This is a genomic window from Domibacillus sp. DTU_2020_1001157_1_SI_ALB_TIR_016 (genome assembly GCF_032341995.1).
GTDB classification, from domain to species: Bacteria; Bacillota; Bacilli; order Bacillales; family Domibacillaceae; genus Domibacillus; species Domibacillus indicus_A.
Window position 1 is genome coordinate 1,475,138 of the sequence record NZ_CP135438.1, and the last position, 22,404, is coordinate 1,497,541.

The window sequence follows — 22,404 nt, forward strand, 5'->3', positions numbered from 1 at the left end:
GCTCGGGTATTTCAAGGAAGCTGACCTATATGAAAAACCGATCCAAAGTGTATACCCGTCACCAGCGGGAAATAATCAACAGCAATACATCAATAACTTTAAAGCTAGATCTTTGCTTTAATTAAACAGGAGTGCACATGAAAAAAACTTTTTGGATTTTTGTGGTACTTTTCATTTCTACAGTCGTCAGTGTTTCTGCATACTTAGTGAATCAATCTGATGAACAGAAGAATCGAATTGTGGTAAATGGGATCGAAAACCTTACTTTTATGAACGAGATTTCCGAAGATCACTACCTTTTATTTTATCCTTCTGACTCAAGAACCTCACAAGAATTTACGCTGGTTAAAGAAGTATCAAATACAGGCAAAACTATAAAGGAATATGAGGTTCACGATGATACAATCAGAAGAATAAATGTTCATCAAAAACCAACGAATCCTAACGAGCTTTATATTTCTTTCTTTGGAGAAGCCGTCATTGAAAACTGGTACTATATATACGATATTCAGAAGCGTTCCTTTGAAAAAGTGGACCTTCCTTATTTTAAATACGACACAGGTGTCGATCATATTATGCACTACGGATCTGATGTGCTGCTGCAAAATCTCGTTTCTCATAAAACTGGAGACCAAAACCTAAATGAAGAAACAGGCGATTTTCAGATGTCTATTACGAATGACACCGAGCAAAAAAGTTACGAAACGGACTACAAACTTGTACCTCTTTGGAGCCCGCTTTTAAAATTAGGAAATAAAATTATTTATGCTGGAAACGGAGAGGAAAACAATCTGGGAGTAGCAAAAGGTGCTATTGGCTTGATAGACCGCAAAACAAGTCAAACCGTTTATATGGATTTTGGCCAAAAGTCGTCTCAATTCTATACAGTTTATGGAACGGAGAATTATGCCTATATTATCACTAATAAAGGAAAAATCTTTGTTCTTAATCAAGATCTAACCTTCAAAGAATACGATACCTTCAAAAGTGTGCCTGCACAGGATTCTTATTTTACTGATTCTTCGGGAACTCTTCTTATAGATCAAGATAGAGCTCTTCACTTTGTATACAGTGAACAGAATGGTCCGGTTCTCGGCCTGTTATCATTTAAAGGAGAGCCCTCTTTTTCACCAATGGACAAGCCTTACATTCAATTGGATATGAATTATCGTATTTTGTATCAAGACGCCAAGCAGGACGAAATTTATATGATTGAATCAGATGGAGAAAAAGGAAACCTGCTCGTTATTGATCATAAAACATTTGATTTAGTGTACAAAATTCCGATTGAATATGATCACTTGCTTGATTTTGTAGTAAAAAAATAATAATCGTTCTAGAAAGATTCCGTTATATCTTTCGATGGTTTCTCAAGACACCCTAAATTAAAAACCCTCAACCTCAAATGGCGGAATTGGCCGCCATTTGAAATAAGGACCAAACTACCTTCAAAGCAGCCAAATGTTCATTATATACGGCAGCCCGCTGCTTAAATTCACCACCCAAAAGCTTTTTAACTTCTTTCAGCTCTTCAATCAGGTTATTTTCATCCCTTAACAGCTTTACCTGGACTTATCTAATAGGATCAATTGTCGAGTACTGTTTTTCAGCGCTCCTGCACTCAATCATTTACGCTCACGTGTTGGCGGATGCCAGCAATTCTAATCCGTTATTTTTCCTGGATGAATTTCACCACATCATACCCGCACTCGTTACAGACCATTAAATGAGGACAAATCTGATCTTTCGCAGTGTTGGGATAGCCATCACCCATTTTTACCGTCTCTTCATCATTATAATGACCGTACGGGTCTAAAAAATCTGATACCTTGCCTGAATCATCTAATTGAGTATTACATTTTGGACAATTAATTTCTAATACTGCTAATGAGTTACATAAAGGACACATGGCCATAAATATCACCCCTTTTAACTTTCAACTGTAGTATTCATTTTTTTAGCGATACTATGTACCCTGATCAAACGTGAATTAATTCCGCGTTTTTAACTGGTTCAAATTCAACAAAAAAGTTTTAGATCGAATGTTCCTGAACAGAGCCTTTATCTAAAGGTGCAAATCGCCCAAAACATTTATGTACATAACGAAAAAACCGTACCAGTTTAAATACCGGTACGGCTTTAGCGCATAATATAACGAAAGAGGCGAATCCTAGTAGATATTGGACAATTAACGATTCTAAAGCAAACGGCTGAAATAGTGTACAATAAGTAACGGTAAAGATCCCTCGCCGTATCAGACGGAATGAATAAACCTAAAAGGATGAAGCAAAAAAAGGTATAAAAAAACGCCCCCTAACAAAACCCAATCAAAATGAGTGCGACGGTTTCTGCAGCATCTTTCTTTATTCATCCTTTTTGTATATTAAAAAGACTTCGGTACGTCTGCCTCTCTGTTTGTAACAGCTGTTTTAAAATAAAGAAAGTCACAATGTTCGCTAAGATGGCTTGCAACAGCCACCATTTTACCGCTTCCTGAAATGGATCAGGATATGCATTCTATGCAAAGATGCTAGCGAAAGCTGTACCGAACAACACAAACAGCACGACCCGCATTCCTAGTGAAATGATGGCTCTTCTGAACATATTCTGTTTGTTTTGAGACTGCTGTGAACAAGCAAGTATATCCACCCTAATCCCTCTCTTCTACTTCCTTTGTTGTTTTGGACTCCTTTAAACCAGCAGTAAAATCAAACTTTTTCAGACCTCAAAAATATTTTATATTGAACAACTATTTCTTTCTGTGATAAAAATAATGCAGGTGTACCGCTATGTATTAAAGGAGGAAATACGTATGAAAATTACTGATGGGATTGAGATGCTTTCATTAGAGTATCAAGTGTCTGGACAAAAAATCGTTTTAAACCCCACACTTCTTTGGGATGAAGAAGCCGCTATTTTAGTAGATACGGGCATGCCTGGAGCGCTGCATAACGTATCTGATGCTATAAAAAGTACCGGCCTGTCATTTGGCCGATTAAAAAATGTAATCTTAACCCACCAAGATTTAGATCATATTGGAAATCTTCCTGACCTCATAAACGAATCTAAAGGCACGATAAGAGTGTCTGCCCATAAACTTGACCAGCCTTATATTGAAGGCAGCCTGCCGCTTATCAAAACCGATGCAAAGCGTATGAGCAAAGAATTTTTAGCTTCTCTTCCGGAACACGCAAGAGCCTTATACTATAATCCTCCAGTGTCAAAAGTGGATGAAACTATAGAAGATGGCGAAGAACTGCCTTACTGCGGTGGGGTTCGCGTCATTCACACACCTGGCCATACACCTGGTCACCTTTGCCTTTATGTAAAACAAAGTAAGGTACTGATTGCAGGAGACGCCCTTGTTTGTTCGGAAGGCACATTACGTGGACCCGTCGAACAAACAACATTAGATATGGGAATGGCTTATCGCTCACTTGATAAACTTTTAGATCTTGAAATTGATACCATCATCTGTTATCACGGCGGGGTATGCAGTGCGAATGCAAAAGACCAGCTCCATGATCTAATACGCGCACATGCGAACACCTAACATGAATAAAAAAAGGAAATAGTAGAATGACAGCCATAAAGAAAGAAGGCAAAAAGATGACGACATAACAGCGCTCATTTTCAAACGTTTTAGTTCATAGGGAGGAATTCCTCAGAAAAACCCCAAAAAGCTCTCGCTTATACCTGAAGAGCTGGTTCGCTTTTCTTCACTGAGCGGATGGATGGAAGTGTCTGCACGAATGGGTGACGCTCCACAGTCAGGCCTTATGTTTGTCCCATTTCATTTTGGCAGCAGAAAAAAAGAAGCCGCCAATGAATTAACAGCTGGTTTTGTAGATCTATTATCAAAGCAGTCACCGTTTAAACAATCAGCGTGTAAAATTGAAAAAATACGCAGAAAACACAAAGTTGCAGCTTATGAATCGCTGGATTTTTTTGTAGGACAGTACAGCTTATCAGCCGAGGATCTAAAAGATGCCAAAATAAACATTTCGCTAAAACCATTTATGCCCTATCGTCAAAAAATTTAACTTTGTAAAAGTGATTTCTCTTATTTTATAAAGGGGAATCGCTTTTTTCACTTCCTGGATTTTGCTGCCTGAAGTAACCTTTATGTACAAACGCTTTCTGCAAAAGGAAACTTAGATACAGCGAAGAAAACGCCATTTGACTTTTTCAGCGTACGTGTCTCTATCTTCTTTTGTTTTCACATGGAATCCTTCTGTGTACAGCACGTTTGTGTTTTCTTCATCCATGATAAAAATCGTACAAGTAATCTGGTCTTTATGCTCGGCTGCATTATCCACTACTATCATTTTATAATCATTTATATTCAATAGTTCTTCACCCCTCGCATGGCTTTTACCTTTCCACTACTATTACCAATAATGAAAAATAGTATTCAGAATCTAGGCAAAAATAGCATGAAAAGACTTGGTATATCATAGTTTTCTATGTTCTTTCTTGCTCCGCTGAGCCAGAAATATCTGAAAAGTCATCCTTCTTATTATTTAAAACATGTACCGCCCTATAGAGTGGCTATACTTGTGCATAGTATAAATAAAAAATCATTCATCATCATGAATTTTATGTAGTCCCTTTCTTAATTGAAAAAAGAATCAGCTCTTTCAAACTGATTCTTTATTTTAAATTCAAATGTTCTTTAAACTCATTTGATACACGTGCAACTTCTTCATCTTCCACCACATAATAGTAAACGCCGCCAATTTTCGTACTAGTACCGTCCATGGTAACGGTTTGGATGTGGTTACGCGCCGATGTGTAATTTTTTTGAATCGCGAGCATGTCGCTGATCGATAAATTCGTTTCAACATTGTCTCCAATCGCCTGCATGACATCTGTTAATTGCAAAATGACTGCCGGGTCACTCCCTTTGTCTAAGATGCCTTCCATTACTTGACGCTGCCGGGCCTGTCTACCGAAGTCACCATTTGGATCTTCCTTGCGCATCCGTATATAGTTCAATGCTTCAGATCCGCTTAATGTAATATGCCCTTCAACAAAATGATCGCCTCCGTAAGAAAAGGCGGAATCATTTTGCACTTCCACACCGCCAACAGCATCTATAAGTTCTTTCATGCCTTCCATATTCATTTCCACATAATAATCGACCGGCATATCCAGAAAATTTTCCACTGTTTCCACAGCCATTTTCACCCCGCCGAATGCGTAGGCATGGTTGATTTTATCTTTTGTCCCTTTTCCTACAATCTTTACTCGTGTATCTCGTGGAATGCTTAGTATTTTCGCTGTGTTATTATCCCCGTTTACGGACAAAAACAGCATGGTATCCGACCGGCCTACATCCCCTTTGCGCTCATCCACACCAAGCAAAAGAACGGTAAACGCTTCTTTTTTCTGTAGTGAGACATCTTCCGTCCGCTTGTTTGAATGCAGCACTTCCCCGCCCAATGTATTTTGAAGGGACTGGTAGACCGTAAACGCCAAACCTGCTCCAATCAGGAGTAAGACCAAAAAGAAACCTAATATAAACCGTCCTTTATTTCGCTTTTTTCTTCGCTTGTCTTCTCTTCCCACAGACACGACCCCTTCATGAGATGTGAATTGGGAATAGCTTGCCCATGAAAAGGATTTTCACAACAATCTTTTTTAAATTACTCCTTTCTTTTTAAAAGAAAAGGGCGACAGAGTGAACAAAAAGCTATCCAGCATATGAGGATAAACATAACCGTGATAATGATAGACGGGCAGTTAAAAAGTTAAACGTTTGTATCTTGCCAACTGCTCCTTATCGATACAAGTATTTTCCTTTAGACTATCAGGGAGCAGACACTTCTACTGAAACTGAAAGCTTTATTTGTCTTTACAACTCGTTTTCTTCAAATGAAAAGTAGTGATTTTCATTTCCTCAAAGCGAGTTTATCTGCATAGAAAGAGAAAACTCGCCAACAAAATCAATAAAATAAAAAAGTACATATTTTTCAAAAACAAAAAAGACAACTTGATTTCTCAAGTTGTCTTAGTGTGCCAGGCGGCGTCCTGCTCTCACAGGGGGAAACCCCCAACTACCATCGGCGCTGAAGAGCTTAACGGCCGTGTTCGGGATGGGAACGGGTGTGACCTCTTCGCTATTGCCACCTGACTATGAAGTTTGAAAGAAGTGTTCTTTCAAAACTGGATAGAAGCATAATTGTATGGGCAAAAACCTTTCGGTTACACGCCAAGTGTACATTGATTAAGTCCTCGATCGATTAGTATTCGTCAGCTCCATGCGTCGCCGCACTTCCACCTCGAACCTATCTACCTCGTCATCTTCAAGGGATCTTACTTACTTGCGTAATGGGAAATCTCATCTTGAGGGGGGCTTCATGCTTAGATGCTTTCAGCACTTATCCCGTCCACACATAGCTACCCAGCGATGCCTCTGGCGAGACAACTGGTACACCAGCGGTGTGTCCATCCCGGTCCTCTCGTACTAAGGACAGCTCCTCTCAAATTTCCTGCGCCCGCGACGGATAGGGACCGAACTGTCTCACGACGTTCTGAACCCAGCTCGCGTACCGCTTTAATGGGCGAACAGCCCAACCCTTGGGACCGACTACAGCCCCAGGATGCGATGAGCCGACATCGAGGTGCCAAACCTCCCCGTCGATGTGGACTCTTGGGGGAGATAAGCCTGTTATCCCCGGGGTAGCTTTTATCCGTTGAGCGATGGCCCTTCCATGCGGAACCACCGGATCACTAAGCCCGACTTTCGTCCCTGCTCGACTTGTAGGTCTCGCAGTCAAGCTCCCTTGTGCCTTTACACTCTGCGAATGATTTCCAACCATTCTGAGGGAACCTTTGGGCGCCTCCGTTACATTTTAGGAGGCGACCGCCCCAGTCAAACTGCCCGCCTGACACTGTCTCCCACCCGGATCACGGGTGCGGGTTAGAATTTCAACACAGTCAGGGCAGTATCCCACCAGCGCCTCCACCGAAGCTGGCGCTCCGGCTTCCAAGGCTCCTGCCTATCCTGTGCAGACTGTGCCAAAATTCAATATCAGGCTACAGTAAAGCTCCACGGGGTCTTTCCGTCCTGTCGCGGGTAACCTGCATCTTCACAGGTACTATAATTTCACCGAGTCTCTCGTTGAGACAGTGCCCAGATCGTTGCGCCTTTCGTGCGGGTCGGAACTTACCCGACAAGGAATTTCGCTACCTTAGGACCGTTATAGTTACGGCCGCCGTTTACTGGGGCTTCAATTCAGACCTTCGCTTGCGCTAAGCCCTCCTCTTAACCTTCCAGCACCGGGCAGGCGTCAGCCCCTATACGTCGCCTTGCGGCTTTGCAGAGACCTGTGTTTTTGCTAAACAGTCGCCTGGGCCTATTCACTGCGGCTCTCTCGGGCTTGCACCCTACCAGAGCACCCCTTCTCCCGAAGTTACGGGGTCATTTTGCCGAGTTCCTTAACGAGAGTTCACTCGCTCACCTTAGGATTCTCTCCTCGCCTACCTGTGTCGGTTTGCGGTACGGGCACCTTACATCTCGCTAGAGGCTTTTCTTGGCAGTGTGGAATCGAAGACTTCGGTACTAAAATTCCCTCGTCATCACAGCTCAGCCTTAATGGAAACGGGATTTGCCTCATTTCCAGCCTGACTGCTTAAACACGCGTATCCAGCTGCGTGATCTCCTATCCTCCTGCGTCCCCCCATCACTCAAACGATGCTTGGTGGTACAGGAATATCAACCTGTTATCCATCGCCTACGCCTTTCGGCCTCGGCTTAGGTCCCGACTAACCCTGAGAGGACGAGCCTTCCTCAGGAAACCTTAGGCATTCGGTGGAAGGGATTCTCACCCTTCTTTCGCTACTCATACCGGCATTCTCACTTCCAGACGCTCCACCAGTCCTTCCGGTCTGACTTCACAGCCTCTGGAACGCTCTCCTACCACTGACACCGAAAGGTGTCAATCCACAGCTTCGGTGATACGTTTAGCCCCGGTACATTTTCGGCGCAGAGTCACTCGACCAGTGAGCTATTACGCACTCTTTAAATGGTGGCTGCTTCTAAGCCAACATCCTGGTTGTCTGGGCAACTCCACATCCTTTTCCACTTAACGTATACTTTGGGACCTTAGCTGGTGGTCTGGGCTGTTTCCCTCTTGACTACGGATCTTATCACTCGCAGTCTGACTCCCAAACATAAGTATCTGGCATTCGGAGTTTGTCTGAATTCGGTAACCCGGGATGGGCCCCTAGTCCAAACAGTGCTCTACCTCCAGTACTCTTCGTTTGAGGCTAGCCCTAAAGCTATTTCGGAGAGAACCAGCTATCTCCAGGTTCGATTGGAATTTCACCGCTACCCACACCTCATCCCCGCACTTTTCAACGTGCGTGGGTTCGGACCTCCAGTGAGTGTTACCTCACCTTCATCCTGGACATGGGTAGATCACCTGGTTTCGGGTCTACGACCTCATACTCATGCGCCCTATTCAGACTCGCTTTCGCTGCGGCTCCGCCTTATCAGCTTAACCTTGCATGAAATCGTAACTCGCCGGTTCATTCTACAAAAGGCACGCTATCACCCGTTAAAGGGCTCTAACTACTTGTAGGCACACGGTTTCAGGATCTCTTTCACTCCCCTTCCGGGGTGCTTTTCACCTTTCCCTCACGGTACTGGTTCACTATCGGTCACTAGGGAGTATTTAGCCTTGGGAGATGGTCCTCCCGGATTCCGACGGAATTCCTCGTGTTCCGCCGTACTCAGGATACACTCAAGAGAGAAGAGAATTTCGGCTACAGGGCTGTTACCTTGTACCGCGGATCTTTCCAGATCGCTTCACCTATCCTCTTCCTTTGTAACTCCGTATAGAGTGTCCTACAACCCCAAGAAGCAAGCTTCTTGGTTTGGGCTATGTCCCGTTTCGCTCGCCGCTACTCAGGGAATCGCGTTTGCTTTCTCTTCCTCCGGGTACTTAGATGTTTCAGTTCCCCGGGTATGCCTCCTCCTGCCCTATGTATTCAGGCAGGGGTGCCATCCCATTACGGATGGTGGGTTTCCCCATTCGGAAATCTCCGGATCAAAGCTTACTTACAGCTCCCCGGAGCATATCGGTGTTAGTCCCGTCCTTCTTCGGCTCCTAGTGCCAAGGCATCCACCGTGCGCCCTTTCTAACTTAACCTAAAATGGCGGTGTATCTTACTCGGTTTTTTGCTTTGGTCATACAATGTGTTGCTTCTATCCAGTTTTCAAAGAACAGTTTCAGCTGCCTGCATAAATAAATGCGGGCACAAGAAGAGATTGAACTCTTCAAAACTGAACAAAATCAAACGTCAAACGTTTGTGAGAACCAAGTTCTCACTTCCGTAAATATCCTTAGAAAGGAGGTGATCCAGCCGCACCTTCCGATACGGCTACCTTGTTACGACTTCACCCCAATCATCTGCCCCACCTTCGGCGGCTGGCTCCCGTAAGGGTTACCCCACCGACTTCGGGTGTTGCAAACTCTCGTGGTGTGACGGGCGGTGTGTACAAGGCCCGGGAACGTATTCACCGCGGCATGCTGATCCGCGATTACTAGCGATTCCAGCTTCATGCAGGCGAGTTGCAGCCTGCAATCCGAACTGAGAATGGTTTTATGGGATTGGCTAAACCTCGCGGTCTTGCAGCCCTTTGTACCATCCATTGTAGCACGTGTGTAGCCCAGGTCATAAGGGGCATGATGATTTGACGTCATCCCCACCTTCCTCCGGTTTGTCACCGGCAGTCACCTTAGAGTGCCCAACTAAATGCTGGCAACTAAGATCAAGGGTTGCGCTCGTTGCGGGACTTAACCCAACATCTCACGACACGAGCTGACGACAACCATGCACCACCTGTCACCGCTGTCCCCGAAGGGAAAGCCCTGTCTCCAGGGAGGTCAGCGGGATGTCAAGACCTGGTAAGGTTCTTCGCGTTGCTTCGAATTAAACCACATGCTCCACCGCTTGTGCGGGCCCCCGTCAATTCCTTTGAGTTTCAGCCTTGCGGCCGTACTCCCCAGGCGGAGTGCTTAATGCGTTAGCTGCAGCACTGAGGGGCGGAAACCCCCCAACACTTAGCACTCATCGTTTACGGCGTGGACTACCAGGGTATCTAATCCTGTTCGCTCCCCACGCTTTCGCGCCTCAGCGTCAGTTACAGACCAAAGAGCCGCCTTCGCCACTGGTGTTCCTCCACATCTCTACGCATTTCACCGCTACACGTGGAATTCCGCTCTTCTCTTCTGCACTCAAGCCTTCCAGTTTCCAATGACCCTCCACGGTTGAGCCGTGGGCTTTCACATCAGACTTAAAAGGCCGCCTGCGCGCGCTTTACGCCCAATAATTCCGGACAACGCTTGCCACCTACGTATTACCGCGGCTGCTGGCACGTAGTTAGCCGTGGCTTTCTGGCCAGGTACCGTCAAGGTACGGGCAGTTACTCCCGTACTTGTTCTTCCCTGACAACAGAGTTTTACGATCCGAAAACCTTCTTCACTCACGCGGCGTTGCTCCGTCAGACTTTCGTCCATTGCGGAAGATTCCCTACTGCTGCCTCCCGTAGGAGTCTGGGCCGTGTCTCAGTCCCAGTGTGGCCGATCACCCTCTCAGGTCGGCTACGCATCGTCGCCTTGGTGAGCCGTTACCTCACCAACTAGCTAATGCGCCGCGGGTCCATCTGTAAGTGACAGCCGAAGCCGCCTTTCAATCAAGAGCCATGCAGCTCTTGATGTTATCCGGTATTAGCCCCGGTTTCCCGGAGTTATCCCAATCTTACAGGCAGGTTACCCACGTGTTACTCACCCGTCCGCCGCTGACTTCCGGGAGCAAGCTCCCTTCTGTCCGCTCGACTTGCATGTATTAGGCACGCCGCCAGCGTTCGTCCTGAGCCAGGATCAAACTCTCCAAAAAGTGTTTGACTTGCTCATTTGTTTCCATTAAAACACGGGGTGTTTTTAATGGAAGATAAAAATTTAAAACGTTGACGTTTTTATTGATTTTGTTCAGTTTTCAATGTTCAATGTTTATTACTGTCGTTCGTGACAGCTAAATAAATATATCATTTATACAAATGAGAGTCAATACTTTTTCAAAAGTTTTTTAAAAAATGCTTAACAAGTGTACTCTCAAGTATATTCTCAATTTCGGAATGTCAGCTCTCAATTTAGTAATATAGTTTATTACTATATAAAGAGAAAAAACAAAGATAATTTTTATTAAGTTCCGCTGTTGTTTTAACGGCGGATGAACAATATAACATTGTATTTTCTTTTACGCAATCATATTTTTTATTTTATTAATTGTATAAATATGTTTACTATACCTTCATATGTTTTATGAATTATTCTGTCTTCCTTGTAAGGAAGACATGCTTGCACCGGCAATCTCTGGCATTCATCCTGCCGCTTCGCCTCGGTACAGAATGAAAGCAAAAGTAATCAACCCGCAAGAACCTGATAGGAAGAGGCTGTATTCTATTCATGACCGCCCCCTTGTACGCTAAGTATTTATAATAGAAAATAAAAAAAACGCATATTCTGTCCGAATATGCGTCAATCTCATTATAGATTTTATCTTTTATATGGGCCCGCTCAAAACCGGCTTACTTGCTGATTATATTATCTTCTTCTTGAACATCCAGTGGTGCACGCTTACCAATACCAAAAGCGAAAAAGCTGATCACAACAAGTACAAGGAATACAATTCCGGCTACAAGCGACATGCGTGTGTCATCATTAAACCACATACCAACCAATACAGTCAGTAAGAAGGCGATCGTTACATAATTCGTTACAGGTGCAAACGGCATTTTAAAAGGATGATTCGCCATTTGAGCCCCTTTTCTTTTCCGGAATTGAATCTGGCTGATCAAAATCACAAACCATGGCACCATTCCAGGAAGAACGCTGGCACTGTATACATAAACGAACAAGTTTTCTGGCGCGATGTAGCTTAATACAACTCCGACAGCCAATCCAATCATAACACCTAATGTACTGAAGATAGGCACTCCGTTACGGGAAAGTTTTGCAAAGAACTTTAGTGCCTGTCCGTTCATCGCCAGTGTATAAAGCATACGGCCAGCGCTGTAAATCCCGCTATTGCAGCCGGACATCGCCGCAGTGATTACAACAAAGTTAATCAGTCCGGCAGCCGCTGTAATTCCCACTTTTGCAAACGTCGCCACGAATGGACTGCCAATAGAGCTTAGCTGATCCCATGGATAAACAGTTACAATAACAAAAATAGCCCCTATATAGAAAATTAAAATACGCCAAATAATGCTTTGGATCGCTTTTGTTAAGGTATTTTGCGGATCCTTCGCTTCTCCAGCTGTAATCCCAATCAGCTCCACTCCTTGATATGCCCCAATGACAAGGGACAGTGCAAAGAAAAACCCGGACCAGCCGCCTGTAAAGAAGCCGCCATGGCTCCAAAGATTTGAGATTCCAATGGCATCTCCTCCGTTGCCAAGCCCAAAGAAAATCAAGCCAAATCCAGCAATAATCATTAAAATAATGGTCACAATTTTGATGAGTGCAAACCAAAATTCAAACTCGCCAAATGATTTAACCGAAACTAAATTCGCAGCACCAAGAATCGCCATTGCTACAATGCCGGGAACCCAGGCAGGCAGATCTGGGAACCAGTACTGCATATAAGCTCCAACCGCAATAATTTCCGACATTCCCACAATCACCCATTGGAACCAGTTGCTCCAGGCAGTCATGTACCCTGCTAATGGATGAATATATTTATGGCCAAAAGTCGCAAATGACCCTGTGCTTGGCTCTAAATAAAGCATTTCTCCCATTGCACGCATAATAAAAAAGATAAAAACGCCAGTGATTGCATAAGCAAGCATAACAGAAGGACCTGTCCATTGAATCGTGCTGGCAGAGCCCATGAACAGCCCGACACCAATAGTGCCGCCTAAAGCAATCATTTGAATATGACGAGACTCAAGGCCTCTATTCAATTCTTTGTTTGCCACTTTCTTTTTCCTCCTTTGACACGATAAATAGCAGAACGCCGGGAAAGTCCACCCTGTCTTCTTTTATTCACCAGGGAAATAGTGAAGGAGGCATTGTGCTTCTCATTTTTCACCTGCAAGCATGATGCAGCTAGAAAGGTTCGTTATTTACCGTAACTGAATTATCTATTCTATAATAATAAATTTCTTCAAAAAATACAATTGTATCTCCTGGAAAAACACTAACAACTATATTTGCACTAATATTTAGAATAGTTTAACTTTTCGTAACGGTTTTACGATTAATTATCCTGAAATAGTAAATCTTGTTCCCCAGTGTGAATACAGTTTTCGCTTGAAAAAGGAGGCTTTATACCTCTTTCCTTCAATTAACCTTTTTCTCCACAAAAAGACCCTTTAAAGCAATGATCATATTGCTTTAAAGGGTCTTTTAAAGGAGTATTTACGCTTTTACGCCTTCTTGACTGTGAGCAGCAAGAAACGCTTCTGTAATCAGTAAGATCTCATCGGAATTATTATATATCACCGTATTTTCGGGAATTTCAATGTCCTCCATGACAATAGCCCGTTCGATGTATGCCCCACGGCCAATTCGCGCATTCGGCATAATAACGCAGTCTTTTACAATTGCATCCTTTTCGATCTGTACACCTTGAGAAACGACTGAATGTTCCAGTTCGCCATCGATGATAGACCCTTCATTTAAAAGAGAGTGTTTAACAGATGCATTACGGCCCATTACCTGTGGCGGATGATTGGCATTAATGGAGTAAATGCGCCATTCTGGATCATACAAATCCAACTCTTTGCCCTGGTCGAGCAAGTCCATATTGGCTTCCCATAAGCTTTTTACTGTACCTACGTCTTTCCAGTATCCTTTAAATGGATAAGCCGTTAACTTTAAATTGTCTGCAAGCATAGCCGGTATCACATCTTTACCAAAATCGTTGGATGAATCCGGATTTTGCTCATCATGCTCTAGGTATTCTTTTAAAACAGACCATTTAAAAATGTAGATGCCCATTGAAGCAAGGTTGCTTTCAGGATGTTCCGGCTTTTCATCAAAACGAGTGACATTATAAGATTCATCTGTATTCATAATGCCGAAGCGGCTTGCTTCTTCCCACGGAACTTCAATAACAGAAATGGTCGCGTCTGCACCCTGCTCTATGTGATAATCGAGCATTGCTTCGTAATCCATTTTATAAATATGATCACCCGATAAAATCAGCACATGCTCTGGATTATGCTGTTGAATATAATGGAAGTTTTGGTAAATGGCACTTGCTGTACCGGAATACCAATTTACTTTTGAAGACTCTGCGTACGGCGGAAGAACAGTTACTCCGCCATCCCGGCGGTCTAAATCCCACGCACTTCCAATCCCAATGTATGAATTTAAAGCCAGCGGCTGATACTGTGTTAAAACACCTACAGTATGGATACCGGAGTTTGCACAGTTAGAAAGCGGAAAATCGATGATACGGTACTTTCCGCCAAATGGTACAGCAGGCTTGGCTAGCGTTTCGGTTAATTCCTTTAAACGGCTTCCTTTTCCTCCAGCAAGAATCATTGCAATACATTTTTGTCTTTTCATGATGTCATTCTCCTTTTTCTTTCTCCTGTATGTTTTTTATCTATTAAATCAAGCATTAAGTATGTGAATTTACGCGGACGAAAAGTGCCACAACCTTTGTATACCCCATTTGCCGACTGTTAATCCTTCTGCCTTTAAAATTTTTTCATTTTACATTCAAGGAGAAAAAAACAATATGAAGTTTAAAAAAAGATTTCTGATAGAAAAGACCGAAAAAAATGCTGGTTTTACATAAATGTTTATTAAATAACGGGTGAATATTCTTACTCCTCAAGGCGTTTTATTGCGAATGACCGGGAATCTAAGTAGTATAAAGTGCTAGAAATAGAAAAAATTTCATCCGCGAGAGAATGAGAAAATTTTGCTGGCTGCCATAAAAAGGAGAAAAAATGAACATAATAAAACATTCAGTTGGCACCAATGAAAAAACGAATTATTTATCGCATTACAGGCCAGAAGACTCCTTCAAATTGCCTTGCAATTAGTGGGAGATGAATGGCCGCTTTTTTTTTGTTTGTTACTTAGCAGTTGAAACGTATGTTTCCTTTTTGCTATACTGTACTTGTTAAATACTGGAGGTGGATCAGAATGATGCTGAACTACCGCTTTGAAATTTTTCCGAATGAGGAACAAAAAAGCACGCTTCACTCATGGGTGAACCTCTGCCGCCAGCAGTATAATTCCGCTCTTCTTGATAAACAGAGAGCCTACCAAAAGAACAAGAAAAACCTGATGAAATCTGATCTCAGTGCTTTATTAACCCTATCTAAGAAACACCATCCCTATCTTAAAAAAGTGCCTTCTCAGCCCCTTCAGGAAACACTGGACAGACTGGGAAAAGCGTTCGATAAATTCTTTAAAAAAGAAGCCGGCTATCCTAAAGTGAAAAAACATAAAGACTACCACTCGATTACATTTACACAGTTTGGTATGAGCAAACAAAAAGATAAAAAAGGAAAGATGCATACCGTCCGGCGGGCTGTTTCCTTCGGAAAAGGAGGAAAACTCCTCATTTCTAAACTGGGCTTAATGGATATCCGCCTCCACCGGAAACTGGACGGCAAAGTAAAACAGGTGATCATTAAGCGCCAGAATGGGCGCTGGTTTGCTATTTTCTGTGTCGAAAGACAGGCAGACCCGCCACAGGCTTTCCATCAGGCCTCTGAAACAGCTGGTATTGATGTTGGTATCAATAAATTTGCCGTTCTGTCGAACGGAGAAGAGATTCCAAACCCAGGCTTTCTCCGTAAGGAGGAGAAAAAGCTTATACGTGCCCAAAAGAAGCTTTCGAGAAAGAAAAAAGGCTCCTCAAACTGGCAAAAGCAAGTGGCCAGAATGCAGAAGCTTCATGCCAGGGTAGCAAACCAGCGGAAGGATTTCCTGCATAAAGCAGCGTTCCGCCTGGCAAACACCTACAGTGTCGTTTGTGTAGAGGATTTGAACATCCGCAATCTGGTGAAAAACCGGAAAGTGTCCAAATCGATTCATGATGCAGGATGGGGAATGTTCCGCCAGTTCCTTGCGTACAAATGCGAGCGCAATGGCGGCCAGCTGGTTAAAGTGAAGCCGCATTTCACCACCCAGGACTGTTCAGACTGCGGAAAAAGGGTAAAAAAATCCCTTTCCATCCGAACACATGCCTGTCCGGATTGCGGTCTTGTGCTAGACCGTGACCACAATGCTGCCTTAAACATTGAAAAAGCCGGGCTGGTACAGATCGGACTCATTCCGGCAATATAATTTCTTTACAACTGTAGGTCGAGGTCCCGCCCGAACAGTATAAAACAACGCCTGGGGAGATGATGTAAGACCTTATTCGGAAGAACAGGGCAGACATCGATGAAGCAGGAAAATCAATGAAGTCAGAGTATATTTTTTCATGTCTCTGGCAGAGATGCTCCATCAAATTGCGCAGCAATTAGTTGGAGAGGTTCACGAAAGCGCTCGAAAAACATTTAGCCATTATTAAGTTTGATCGCAATGCGCAGGTATCCTATGTAAATCATCATTTTGTCAATCGATGGACTACCCGCCTGCTCAAATGATCGGCATGCATCATAAGGAATTTTGTTTTGCCGAGTTTTCAGAAAGTCCAGCATACCTGGACTTTTGGGAAGGATTTTTTCCAGGAAAAGCTTTCAAGATAAAATGCTTCCGGCAGAGCCCTTCACCTTGAGGCAACGTATACGCCGGTTTTTGATGAGCAAACTAAAGAAGTGGTTGAAGTTGCAAAAGCGGCGACAAATATTATAAAGCGGCAAAGTACCATCACTTCCATGGCGTCGAGCCTGCAGCAAATGGCCGTCAATTTGAATGAACGGGCTCATTTAGGTATTGTAGAAAATGAAAATTTGCTGCAAAGTATTGATGGCATTACAGAAGAATCTATTAAAAACAGTCAAACATTGACCGCTCTTCAAAAGCAGTCCGAAGATATCCAGAGCATTGTCCGAACGATTCGCGAAATTGCCGCTCAAACAAATCTTCTCGCTATCAATGTAGCTATTGAAGCGGCCCGCGCAGGAGAACACGGCCGGACATTTGATGTTGTCGCAAAAGAAGTGAGAAAGCTTTCTAATCGTGTAGAAAATTCGATTGATGAAGTACGCGCTCACATCGAGGGAGTTCGTACAGAAATCGTTCGAATCAGCTCTGGTACGCTGCGTGTGCAGGAACATGCTCTTGAAAGCCAAAAGCAAATTCATGTAACCATGGAAGGGTTTAATGAAATCTCCCAATCTGCAGAAAGTCTAGACGAGCAGGCGCAGTCTTTCCGGAGCATCATCTAATATTTTAATAGATGTTGTCCGTATCTTATGAAAGGAGACCGTGCATGAAAGAGTTAAATAAAGCTTTCCGTAAAAGAATTGGCTTTTCTGAACACGAACCGGTTACATTTGCGAACTTAGAAATGGTTTTGAGCAGAGCAGCCCAAGCCCTTCCTTTTGAGAACCTTTCTATTCTTTCTGGGAAAACAAAAGAGATCAGTGAGAAAAATCTGATTCAAAAAATGATTCTACATAATGAAGGCGGTCTTTGCTACGAACTGAATGGCCTTCTTTATCTTTTCTTAATTGAGAATGGCTTTAAGGCCGTTTTAGTGCGGGGCGTTGTTTACAGCGAGCCGGACCAGGATTGGAGCCGTACAGGCCAGACACATGCGGCTGTGCTTCTTTTTCATCAAGGGGAAAAATACTTACTTGATATAGGATTTGGCGGAAATCTTCCTTTAGTTCCTGTTCCGTTAACAGGAGAAACCGTTTCTTCTGCTAACGGCGCATTCCGGATTAAACGTGAGAAGACTCCCTATGGTGATTATCTGCTTGAAATGAAAGTAAACCACAAGCATACACACTGGAAAAAAGGATACGCATTTGATTCAAAGTCGGAAATAACAAATGTGTCTGAATTAAATCCTATGCAGGAAACGATTGTTCACCATCCTGACTCCGCTTTCAATAAAAAACCATTGGTTACCCGCTTGACGGAGCAAGGAAACATTACTTTAACGAGCACCTCACTGACTGAATGGGCAGACGGGAAAGAACACAAACAAGAAATGACAGAAGAAACATTTGGCCAATCGTTAAAAAAATATTTTAATTTAGAAGTATAATATTTTTCAAAGCCGGTATATATGTAAAGCTAGAATTAAGGAACATATGCTTTAGTTCCGGCTTTATTCCATGTTTTTAATTTTCAGCCGGTATTTTGCAGGCTTTTGAAAAACTTTTTTGCTGGTTCAGGTTTCGACAAAATCCTTTCCAACCTTTTGTTACAATGTGGAAGTAAAGATGAAAAGTTATATTATCCAAAAAACAAAAAAGGAACAAAAGGTAAACTGGCCGAAAGGCTGGGGCACAAAGCTACAGATCTAAGGTTCTTTTTATAAGACTATGATGGCTGAGCTGCTTCGTCACAGGAGGGTATTCAATGCTGGATCAAGATCTTGATCAAGGGATTGTAGAAGAGGTATTGGACACTGAATGGATAGCACTAATGAAAGCTGCAAAAAGCCTCGGCCTGTCAATTGAAGAAATTAAAGAATTTTTAGCTGCCAATACTGTAAAAAACTCTGCTTCATAATAGCGGAAGCAGAGCGGCTTACATTTTCCGCTTAAGCCAGCTTTGATGTAAGCTCTTGTCCTGGCTGGCTGTAAGATAGGAGCTTATCCCCCTCTTTGTTCTTAAATCACCCCACTGCTCTTATGTTTATACTTATTTTGATTGAATTCCTTTTAAAAGACCTTCTACTAAATGTGTAATATATGCCTGATCAATTTCCTGCTTGTAAATCGCTGCTTTTAAATACACGGCGCCAAACAGCATATCGAGGGAAGCGTCTATATCACTTTCTTCACAAATATGGCCGTTTTGAATTCCCTGCTTTAAAATGCTCTTGGTTGTATTTCTTCTTGGGTATAAAAAGGAAGAAGAAAATTGTTCAGAAACCTCATGGTTTTCAATCACCACAGAAAGCAAAGCTTTGCCTAAAGAGCTTTTCAGCACTTTCGCAAGTTCCTCTAATTGTTTTGTTAAATTTTCCTCCAGCTTCAGTGAAGGAATGTAATCGAATTTGGCTTCTGTCATTTCTAAAAAAGCACTTATTAGAAGTGCCTCTTTGTTTTTCCACCAGCGGTAAATCGTTGCTTTGCTGACGTTTGCTTCTACCGCTACCCGTTCGATTGAAAGAGCTGAAAATCCTTTTTGTTCAATTATTTCTATAACGGTGCAAATAATGGCTTTTCTAGCTTCTTCACTTCGCGGCCGTCCGGCTGCCCTGCTTTGACCTTTATCCGTTTTCATTTTAAAAAGCACCTGTCTTTCAAAAAATCCCTGCTTCCTTATCTTCATTTTCATTTATATATACTTTCTTCATTTAAAGAATTCCTTTTTATTTTAACAGGTGTAACTCCCGCTGCGCTACTATCTCAGAGACAGATAAAAGAAAGAGACTGCTTCTTCTCTTCTTGCCAAATAAAACGCAAGATAGTATATTATAGTTTGCATAAAAACGAAACGGTTCGTATCGTTTTTGAATGGATTACACTTAGAAAGAAAGGAGATTTTTTATCGTTGAACCCATTATCAAGTTCTGCTCCTCGCAGTGAGAACCATTCTTTCATCACTCTTTTATTGTTTTGGTGCGGGCTGGTTCTGTTAAGCAGTATGTATGTTACTCTCCCTTTAACTACCTTGTTCATGGACTCATTTGGGATTACCAGTGCTCAGACAGCCTGGATTGGAAGTTCTTTTTCACTTTGTTATGCGCTAGGCTGCCTGCTGTATGGCCCGTTTTCTGATAAATATGGCCGCAAGATCTTTTTAGCTGGCAGTATTTCTCTTTTATCCGTTATCACGATCAGTATTGGTTTCGTTGAAAGCTTTCATGCCCTTCTTGTCCTGCGGGGCTTGCAGGGGTTGGTTGCAGCAGCATTTGCGCCTATTTCCCTTGTGTATGCAGGAGAATTATTCCCTCCCCATAAACGCTTAACGGCCATTGGATTTATCAGCTCTGGATTCCTCATGGCCAGTATTGTCGGTCAGGTGTTCAGCGGTATGGTTAGTGAAGCGTTCGGCTGGCAATCTATCTTTTTTGTTCTGGGTGCTGTTTATCTTATTACGGCCATAGCTGTTATATTTCGCCTTCCTAAAGAACAAACACCTAAATCAGCAGAAAGCATTCTTCGTAAATTCAGCAATATGACCGGGCTTTTAAGAAATACTCAGCTTTTGCTTGCTTTTTCGATTACCTTTGTGCTACTACTTTCACTCGTTGGCATGTATACAGTATTAGGCAGTTACCTGAGCTCAGCCCGTTTTGGCCTTCAATCTGGAGAAATATTGGCTGTCCGCGGAGCCGGCATTCTAGGCATGCTTTTTTCTCCATTCGCTGGTCAAATTGCTCAAAAAATCGGACTGGGTGCTGTCTTGAAAGGCGGCTTAGCTATGGCAGCAGCCGGGCTTTTAGCTATTGGGTTCAGTCCCACGCTTCCAATCCTTGTTTTAGCAACGATTATATTTGTAGCCGGTATTGCCTTGGTCACGCCTGTTGTGATTTCACTGGTCAGCCAGCTGGCCGGAAATGCCCGGGGAAGTGCCGTATCGTTTAACGCCTTCGTTCTTTTCCTTGGCGCAAGCGCGGGTCCAGGGCTTGTGATGGGCCTTTCTAAAACCGAGCGATATGTGCTGGCGCTTGATTTATTAAGTGCCGTTATGGTCATCGCTCTGCTCGTTTCCCTGTTTATTAAAGCAGAAGCTAAAGCGCCTATTGAGGCAGCTGCCAAACAGCAAATCAGCCAATAACCCTATTAAACCAAACAAGCGAAACGCATTTTTAGCGTTTCGCTTGTTTGGTTTAATAAAACTTTTAAAAGCCATGCTTTTTAAACAGATTGTTTTTTAAAGGTACTTGAGTAGATAAAAGCCACTGCAGCAATTAAAAGAGCCAAAACCGCATAAATGTTGCTGTAGTTAATGCTTTCCTGATTGTGAAGAAACGGATTCAGCTGAATCAACGTATGGTGAACCTCTAGCGCTTTACTGATGAATGTAATAGATGTAGCTCCGGCAATAAAGTTTGTCATCATAAAAACACCCATTCCTACTCCCGCATGCTCTTTTGGAAGAGACTGTGAGACTGTGTTGCCAAGGGCAATTTGAATAAATGTCTGTCCAATGCAGGCAAGAAGCAAAACGGCCATGACGATTAAAGGGGACAATCCGGCAATCAGTGCCAAAAAGCCATAACCAAGGAAAAAGCTTAAGAGAGCCGTATAAGCCAGAAAGTGGTTTCCTTTTTGATCTGCTAATAAACCCGCTTTTTTCCCTAGAACAGCCGCCACCAGCGCGCCTGGAAACATCACAAGTCCGCTCATTAAGGGGGATAATCCATTAACGGTTTGCAGCAGGAGCGGAGTCAAATACGGAATGCCAAATCCAATGCCGGAACTTAAGGCAGAAACAAGGATGCCAATAGAGTAATGCTTGTTTCTAAAAAGAGAAAGGCGGATAAATGGATCATTCGCCATATTCATTCTCCATAAAAAGAAAACAAACAGAACTGCTCCGGCTGCAGCAAGAAGCGGCGCAGACTTCGTAACTGCCAGCAGAAGCAGTGCCAGTGTGCCAGCAAGAAAAGCAGCCCCTGCCAGGTCAATATTTGTTTTTTGCTTTTCCGCTTCATCATTCAAATACTTTCGGAAAAATGGCAGAGTTACCAACACTAGGAGGGATACGATAAAAAGATAGTGCCAGCTGATAAAACTGGTCACAAATCCAGCGACGATCGGTCCGATCGCTGTTCCCAGCGCCATCCCTGCAGAAGTAATACCGAGCGCCCTCCCCCTTGTTTCAGGGGTAAAGTAACGGGAGGGAATAATCATGGACGTAGCAGGCATAACGGAGGCTCCAGCTGCCTGAAGAAGGCGGCCGGCTACAATCATCCAAAAGTTAGCTGCGGTAAATCCAATCACCGATCCAACAGCAAAAAACAGAAGGCCTGCAGTCAATAGTGTTTTAAGTTTGTACTGATCTGCCAGCTTTCCGTACATCACAGAGCCGATCGCATACACAATAATATAACCGGTGACAATCCACCCGGCTTGAGAAGGCTTCAGCCCAAATTCATCTGTAATAGCCGGAATGGCTATGTTAAACATGGTTGAATTCATTACGGAAATCACAAGAGCAAAAGCCAAAATAAAGATAAGTCTTTCCCTTCGCTTTTCCTCTAGTTGTGAAATTGATTCACTCATTCTTTTTCCTTCTTTCTTTGTGTAAACAGAAAGGGAGCTTTTCTCCCTTTCTGTTTACA

General features: G+C 43.1%; 15 protein-coding genes, 3 rRNA genes and 1 riboswitch. Of the genes, 8 read left to right on the plus strand and 10 right to left on the minus strand.

Annotation, left to right across the window (positions count from 1 at the left end):
- The first annotated feature begins 137 nt into the window (after positions 1–137).
- A complete protein-coding gene (locus RRU94_RS06890) occupies positions 138–1,328 on the plus strand; it encodes a hypothetical protein (RefSeq protein WP_315691038.1) in 1,191 nt (396 codons plus the stop codon).
- Positions 1,329–1,669: 341 nt separating this feature from the next.
- On the opposite strand, the gene RRU94_RS06895 is transcribed toward RRU94_RS06890, so the two are convergent.
- Positions 1,670–1,915 (minus strand): hypothetical protein, encoded by a 246-nt coding sequence (locus RRU94_RS06895; RefSeq protein WP_242237701.1) that lies wholly within the window; start codon positions 1,913–1,915, stop codon positions 1,670–1,672.
- Between the two features lie 897 nt (positions 1,916–2,812).
- On the opposite strand from RRU94_RS06895, the gene RRU94_RS06900 reads away from it, so the two are divergent.
- Together RRU94_RS06900 and RRU94_RS06905 are read left to right on the plus strand one after the other, a co-directional pair.
- Positions 2,813–3,553, plus strand: coding sequence for an MBL fold metallo-hydrolase (locus RRU94_RS06900; protein WP_315691039.1), 741 nt, complete (start codon positions 2,813–2,815; stop codon positions 3,551–3,553).
- A 106-nt stretch (positions 3,554–3,659) separates the two neighbouring features.
- Positions 3,660–4,043 carry a molybdopterin dinucleotide binding domain-containing protein gene (locus RRU94_RS06905; RefSeq protein ID WP_315691965.1) on the plus strand — a complete coding sequence of 128 codons (384 nt, stop codon included), beginning with the start codon at positions 3,660–3,662 and terminating at the stop codon, positions 4,041–4,043.
- A 111-nt stretch (positions 4,044–4,154) separates the two neighbouring features.
- Here the strand turns inward: RRU94_RS06905 and RRU94_RS06910 are convergent, their stop codons facing one another.
- The 7 genes from RRU94_RS06910 to RRU94_RS06940 form a co-directional block, all read right to left on the minus strand.
- Positions 4,155–4,349, minus strand: a complete 195-nt coding sequence (locus RRU94_RS06910; RefSeq protein ID WP_315691040.1) for a hypothetical protein — start codon at positions 4,347–4,349, stop codon at positions 4,155–4,157.
- 304 nt (positions 4,350–4,653) lie between these two features.
- Positions 4,654–5,571, minus strand: coding sequence for an LCP family glycopolymer transferase (locus tag RRU94_RS06915; RefSeq protein WP_315691041.1), 918 nt, complete (start codon positions 5,569–5,571; stop codon positions 4,654–4,656).
- Positions 5,572–6,020: 449 nt separating this feature from the next.
- A 5S ribosomal RNA gene (gene rrf, locus RRU94_RS06920) occupies positions 6,021–6,136 on the minus strand.
- An 89-nt stretch (positions 6,137–6,225) separates the two neighbouring features.
- Positions 6,226–9,158 (minus strand): 23S ribosomal RNA (locus tag RRU94_RS06925).
- A gap of 198 nt (positions 9,159–9,356) precedes the next feature.
- A 16S ribosomal RNA gene (locus RRU94_RS06930) occupies positions 9,357–10,908 on the minus strand.
- Together the 16S, 23S and 5S rRNA genes form the textbook arrangement of a ribosomal RNA operon.
- Positions 10,909–11,599: 691 nt before the next feature.
- Positions 11,600–12,991 carry an amino acid permease gene (locus RRU94_RS06935; protein ID WP_315691042.1) on the minus strand — a complete coding sequence of 464 codons (1,392 nt, stop codon included), beginning with the start codon at positions 12,989–12,991 and terminating at the stop codon, positions 11,600–11,602.
- 442 nt (positions 12,992–13,433) lie between these two features.
- Complete coding sequence (locus RRU94_RS06940) at positions 13,434–14,588, minus strand: glucose-1-phosphate adenylyltransferase (protein WP_315691043.1); 1,155 nt, start codon at positions 14,586–14,588, stop codon at positions 13,434–13,436.
- A 588-nt stretch (positions 14,589–15,176) separates the two neighbouring features.
- Between RRU94_RS06940 and RRU94_RS06945 the strand changes: the two genes are divergently transcribed.
- From RRU94_RS06945 to RRU94_RS06960, 4 genes are all read left to right on the plus strand, one after another.
- Positions 15,177–16,328: an RNA-guided endonuclease InsQ/TnpB family protein gene (locus RRU94_RS06945; protein WP_315691044.1), complete on the plus strand. Its 1,152-nt coding sequence runs from the start codon at positions 15,177–15,179 to the stop codon at positions 16,326–16,328.
- 476 nt (positions 16,329–16,804) lie between these two features.
- Positions 16,805–17,377, plus strand: a complete 573-nt coding sequence (locus tag RRU94_RS06950) for a methyl-accepting chemotaxis protein (protein ID WP_315691045.1) — start codon at positions 16,805–16,807, stop codon at positions 17,375–17,377.
- A gap of 44 nt (positions 17,378–17,421) precedes the next feature.
- Entirely contained in the window at positions 17,422–18,204 is a 783-nt protein-coding gene (locus tag RRU94_RS06955; RefSeq protein ID WP_315691046.1) for an arylamine N-acetyltransferase family protein, read from the plus strand.
- Positions 18,205–18,413: 209 nt separating this feature from the next.
- A riboswitch (cyclic di-GMP riboswitch) is annotated at positions 18,414–18,504 on the plus strand.
- 17 nt (positions 18,505–18,521) lie between these two features.
- Entirely contained in the window at positions 18,522–18,674 is a 153-nt protein-coding gene (locus tag RRU94_RS06960; protein ID WP_315691047.1) for an anti-repressor SinI family protein, read from the plus strand.
- A 132-nt stretch (positions 18,675–18,806) separates the two neighbouring features.
- Here RRU94_RS06960 and RRU94_RS06965 read toward each other — a convergent pair whose 3' ends face one another.
- Positions 18,807–19,394 carry a TetR/AcrR family transcriptional regulator gene (locus tag RRU94_RS06965; RefSeq protein ID WP_315691048.1) on the minus strand — a complete coding sequence of 196 codons (588 nt, stop codon included), beginning with the start codon at positions 19,392–19,394 and terminating at the stop codon, positions 18,807–18,809.
- Between the two features lie 270 nt (positions 19,395–19,664).
- Here RRU94_RS06965 and RRU94_RS06970 point away from each other — a divergent pair, with 270 nt between their 5' ends.
- Positions 19,665–20,894 carry an MFS transporter gene (locus RRU94_RS06970; protein WP_315691049.1) on the plus strand — a complete coding sequence of 410 codons (1,230 nt, stop codon included), beginning with the start codon at positions 19,665–19,667 and terminating at the stop codon, positions 20,892–20,894.
- Positions 20,895–20,974: 80 nt separating this feature from the next.
- Here RRU94_RS06970 and RRU94_RS06975 read toward each other — a convergent pair whose 3' ends face one another.
- The gene (locus RRU94_RS06975) at positions 20,975–22,345 is read right to left on the minus strand and encodes an MFS transporter (RefSeq protein WP_315691050.1); all 1,371 of its coding nucleotides are present in this window, start codon (positions 22,343–22,345) and stop codon (positions 20,975–20,977) included.
- Between the last annotated feature and the right edge of the window lie 59 nt (positions 22,346–22,404).